General features: G+C 45.0%; 4 protein-coding genes and 1 tRNA gene. 4 read left to right on the top strand and 1 reads right to left on the bottom strand.

Features of this window, described 5'->3' with window-relative positions; all coding sequences use genetic code 11:
• Positions 1-174 precede the first annotated feature (174 nt).
• Positions 175-2,301 carry a polyribonucleotide nucleotidyltransferase gene (gene pnp / locus GGR07_RS13685; protein WP_021645370.1) on the bottom strand — a complete coding sequence of 709 codons (2,127 nt, stop codon included), beginning with the start codon at positions 2,299-2,301 and terminating at the stop codon, positions 175-177.
• 195 nt (positions 2,302-2,496) lie between these two features.
• Between pnp and GGR07_RS13680 the strand changes: the two genes are divergently transcribed.
• The 4 genes from GGR07_RS13680 (at position 2,497) to GGR07_RS13665 (ending at position 5,050) form a co-directional block, all read left to right on the top strand.
• Positions 2,497-3,648 carry a DUF4369 domain-containing protein gene (locus tag GGR07_RS13680; RefSeq protein WP_021645369.1) on the top strand — a complete coding sequence of 384 codons (1,152 nt, stop codon included), beginning with the start codon at positions 2,497-2,499 and terminating at the stop codon, positions 3,646-3,648.
• A 287-nt stretch (positions 3,649-3,935) separates the two neighbouring features.
• Positions 3,936-4,400, top strand: a complete 465-nt coding sequence (greA, locus tag GGR07_RS13675) for a transcription elongation factor GreA (protein ID WP_021645367.1) — start codon at positions 3,936-3,938, stop codon at positions 4,398-4,400.
• 52 nt (positions 4,401-4,452) lie between these two features.
• Entirely contained in the window at positions 4,453-4,845 is a 393-nt protein-coding gene (locus GGR07_RS13670) for an HIT family protein (RefSeq protein WP_021645366.1), read from the top strand.
• A gap of 132 nt (positions 4,846-4,977) precedes the next feature.
• A tRNA-Phe gene (locus GGR07_RS13665) sits at positions 4,978-5,050 on the top strand.
• Positions 5,051-5,068 lie beyond the last annotated feature (18 nt).

Raw genomic sequence — 5,068 nt, 5'->3', positions numbered from 1 at the left:
GAAAAATTCTTAGGTTTAGGAAGTAGCTATACACTTCTGAAGAGTAGTTATGTCTATATAAGAACTTACCCAAGGATACGTTAATATTCGTAAACATGGGTAAGATTTTATAGATATTGTTTGGAGAGGACTTAGAATTCACCCTCATTGGTTATTTGAAAACGTTGGTTACGCTTACTTCTTTTCCGGTTTGGGGAACAACACCTTTCTGGAAAGTTTAAACTTACCGGTCTTCGGGTCGATATCGATAAGCTTCACTTCGATATCGTCTCCTTCTTTGATTCCGGCTTCTTCCACTGTTTCCAGACGTTTCCAGTCGATCTCGGAGATGTGCAGCAGCCCGTCCTTGCCCGGCAAGAACTCGACGAACGCACCGTAAGGCATAATGGAACGAACCTTACCTTTATATACTTCACCTACTTCGGGAACTGCGACAATGGCCTTGATCATGCGCATTGCATCGTCAATGCTCTGCTTGTTGGTTCCTGAGATTTCGATACGTCCCACACCGGCAATTTCTTCGATGGTGATAACCGCTCCGGTATCTTCTTGCATGCCTTGGATGATTTTCCCGCCGGGGCCGATCACAGCGCCGATAAATTCTTTCGGAATAATCATGGTTTCGATGCGCGGTGCATGCGGTTTCAGTTCGGCACGCGGCTCGGCAATCGTCTCGGTAATCTTGTCAAGGATGTGCATACGCCCTTCTCTTGCCTGACTCAAGGCGCGTTCCAGAATTTCGTACGACAATCCGTCGACCTTGATGTCCATTTGAGTGGCGGTGATACCGTCTCTTGTTCCGGTAACCTTGAAGTCCATATCGCCCAAGTGGTCTTCATCGCCCAAAATGTCGGACAACACGGCATACTTCTCTTCGCCCGCATTCTTGATCAATCCCATCGCAATGCCCGATACGGGTTTCTTAATCTGCACACCGGCGTCCATCAGTGCCAGCGTGCCGGCACAAACCGTAGCCATCGAAGACGATCCGTTAGATTCGAGAATGTCGGAAACCACACGTACCACGTACGGGTATTCGGCAGGAATTTGTCCCTTCAACGCACGCCAAGCCAGATGACCGTGACCGATTTCACGACGGCCTACTCCGCGTTGCGGTCTTGCCTCGCCGGTAGAGTAAGGAGGGAAGTTATAGTGCAGCAGGAAGCGTTCTTTGCCGTGCACCAATACATCGTCGATGATTTTCTCGTCCAACTTCGTACCCAAAGTAACGGAAGTCAGCGACTGTGTTTCGCCGCGAGTAAAGATAGCCGAACCGTGAGGACCGGGCAAAGAGCCTACTTCGCACCAGATGGGACGGATTTCGGTAGTCTTGCGTCCATCCAGACGCTTGCCTTCGTCGAGGATGCTGCGGCGCATGGCATCTTTTTCCACATCATGATAGTAACGGTCGATCAGAGGAGCCTTTTCTTCCAATTCCTCTTCGCTGAACTGTGCTTTGAATTCTTCGCATACAGCTTCAAAAGCTTCCTGGCGTTCATGCTTGTTCTTGTTCCCCGAAGCGGCGATGGCGTATGCCTTATCGTAGCAAGCCTCGCGTACAGCTTTGCGAAGGTCTTCGTCGTTCACTTCGTGGCAATATTCGCGTTTCACCGTCTTGCCGACAGCTTCCGTCAATTCCATCTGTACTTTACAGTGAACCTTAATCGCTTCATGAGCCACTTTCATAGCCTCCAGCAGATCTGCCTCCGAAACTTCGTTCATTTCGCCTTCCACCATCATGATATTCTCATAGGTAGCGGCAACCATCAAGTCCATATCGGCCTGTTCCAATTGAGCGAAAGTCGGGTTAATGACAAACTGACCGTCGATACGCGCCACACGCACCTCCGAAATCGGGCCGTTGAACGGAATATCGGATACGGAAAGAGCCGCAGAAGCCGCCAGTCCGGCCAAAGCGTCCGGCATGTCCACGCCGTCTGCCGAGAAGAGAACGATGTTTACATATACTTCTGCATGATAATTGTCGGGGAATAAAGGACGAAGAGCACGGTCTACAAGACGGCAAGTCAGAATCTCATAATCGGAAGCCCTGCCCTCTCTTTTGGTGAAGCCACCGGGGAAACGGCCGAAAGCCGCAAATTTTTCTTTATACTCTACCTGCAAAGGCATGAAATCGGTTCCGGGAACTGCATCTTTAGCGGCACAAACAGTAGCCAACAGCATGGTATTTCCCATGCGTAGCATCACAGAACCGTCTGCCTGTTTTGCCAACTTTCCCGTCTCGAGCGTGATGGTTCTTCCATCTGCCAGCTCGATCGTCTTAACAATTGGGTTAATCATAAAAATTGTTTTATCAATACTTTTCTTTCAAAATTCTTGCAAAGATATATATTTATTCATTGTAATGGTGTGGAAATGAGCCAAAAAGTTAATAAGCATGTGTTTTTTTTCAAAATAAGGCCGAAGAACGGGCTAAAAAGCTTTGAGTAATCTCGAAAAGAAGTATATTTGCAGCTTGTAAATAAGACATACGATATGAAAAAATTTACTTCTGCGGTAATTGCCGCAATGGCCATCACAGCCTGTAGTTCAGGTCCTGTATTCCAAGTGAATGGAGAGGTAACAGGGGCTGACGGAAAAATGATTTATCTCGAAAGCTCAGGTTTGGAAGGAGTTGTTCCCCTCGACTCGACAAAGCTGAAAGGAAACGGTTCTTTCAGTTTCAAACAGCCACGTCCCGAATCGCCGGAGTTCTACCGGTTGCGAGTGGAAGACAAAATTATCCATTTTTCTATCGACTCTACCGAAACAATCCGCATAAACGCACCTTACGTAGACTTCTCCACAGCCTATACGGTAGAAGGATCGGAAAACAACCGGAAAATCAAAGAGCTTACGTTGAAGCAGATCCGTCTGCAAAAAGACGTAGACCAACTTTTACAAGCGTTGCAGAACAATAAGATCAGGCACGACGCTTTCGAAGACAGTCTCACCGCTTTGCTCGACATTTACAAACAAGACGTAAAAGTAAATTATATCTTTGCCGCACCCAACACATCGGCGGCTTATTTCGCGCTGTTCCAAAAGCTCAACGACTACTTGATATTCGACCCTCTGAACAACAAAGAAGACGTAAAATGCTTCGGTGCGGTAGCTACCAGCCTGAACAATTCTTTCCCTCATGCCACACGCTCCAAGAATCTTTATAACATTGTGATTAAGGGAATGAAGAATACCCGCCGGCCGCAAGTCAAACCGTTGGAGATTCCGAAAGACAAGATTGTGGAAACCGGGATTATAGATATTGCGTTGCGCGATGTTAAAGGCAATATCCGCAAATTGAGCGAACTCAAAGGGAAGGTAGTTCTTCTCGATTTTTCGGTCTTCCAATCGCCGACAGGAGCTCCTCACAACCTCATGTTACGCGAACTATATAATAAGTACGCTTCGGAAGGACTGGAGATTTATCAGATTTCTTTGGACGCCGACGAACATTTCTGGAAAACTTCGGCAGATAACCTCCCCTGGATTTGCGTACGCGACGGAAACGGAGTTTATTCTACCAATGTTTCTATTTACAATATCCGCCAAGTACCTGCCGTATTCCTTATCAACCGGAACAACGAATTGAAGCTCCGCGGTGAAAATATTAAAGATTTGGAAGCAGCTGTCAAATCATTGCTTTAGGAGAAAGCATTTCTAAGCTAATGTTCAAAGCCGAAGTTGCTCCGCACTCGAAAAAATAACAGCATTGGAAAAGCCCGAAGACAAGCCTTCCAAGCTGCAATCGGATAGGTATCTTTTAGAAATATGTTACACAGCATCGTTTTTATGCTTGACACGTATTCGTAAAAGAGCTATCTTTGCAAACAGATAAATTAGAAAAGAGGGTTCCAGCATGATGAATGTTGGAATTCTTTTTTGTTTATATGTGCTTTTTTAAAATTATAACTATTAAATAGGAGGAAAATATCATGGCTTATATGTCAGAAGAAGGGTACAAAAATCTGTTGGCGGAACTGAAAGAACTGGAAACAGTGGAACGCCCGAAGATTTCCGCAGCGATAGCTGAGGCGAGAGACAAAGGAGATTTGTCTGAAAATGCAGAATACGATGCAGCAAAAGAAGCGCAAGGCATGCTTGAAATGCGTATCAACAATCTGAAGGCGACCATTGCCGATGCAAAAATCATCGATGAGTCAAAAATAAACACGGATTCTGTGCAGATTTTGAACAAAGTAGAGATGAGAAATGTAAAAAATGGCATGAAAATGGTCTATACCATTGTTTCCGAAAGCGAAGCCAACCTGAAAGAAGGAAAGATTTCCGTGAACACTCCGATCGCTCAAGGCCTGCTTGGCAAAAAAGTAGGTGACATCGCCGAAATCACAGTTCCGCAAGGGAAAATCTCATTGGAAGTAGTAAACATCTCATTTTAACACAAAGGCAGGTCTCTGTTTGAGGCTTGCCTTATTTTATCCGTGGAAAGTTATGGCAACAATATTCAGTAGAATCATCGCAGGTGAAATTCCTTGCTACAAAGTAGCTGAAAACGAGAAGTTCTTTGCTTTTCTCGATATCAACCCCTTAGTCAAAGGACATACTTTGGTAGTTCCCAAACAAGAGGTCGACTATATATTCGATTTAACCGATGAAGACTTGGCTGAGATGCATGTATTCGCAAAACGAATAGCAACAGCCATTAAGAAAGCGTTTCCCTGCAAGAAAGTAGGAGAAGCGATTATCGGACTGGAAGTACCTCATGCACATATCCACCTGATCCCTATCCGGCAAGAATCGGATATGCTGTTTTCAAACCCAAAACTAAAACTGTCGGATGAAGAATTCAGATCGATAGCACAAGCTATCAACTCCTCCCTATAAACCATGATAATAAATAAGCAGAATGTATATCCAAGGTCTTATTAAACTTTCCATATACATTCTGCTACTTTTTTTTAGAATATTCATTGCATTATTAGAAAATATCCCTATCTTTGCACCCGCAAACAAAAAGGTGCCATAGCTCAGTTGGTAGAGCAAAGGACTGAAAATCCTTGTGTCCCCGGTTCGATTCCTGGTGGCACCACTTTGAAGAAAAGCAAAA

It is taken from the genome of Bacteroides pyogenes (assembly GCF_014196225.1).
GTDB lineage: Bacteria > Bacteroidota > Bacteroidia > Bacteroidales > Bacteroidaceae > Bacteroides > Bacteroides pyogenes_A.
This window is presented reverse-complemented; position numbering and strand designations above follow the sequence as displayed.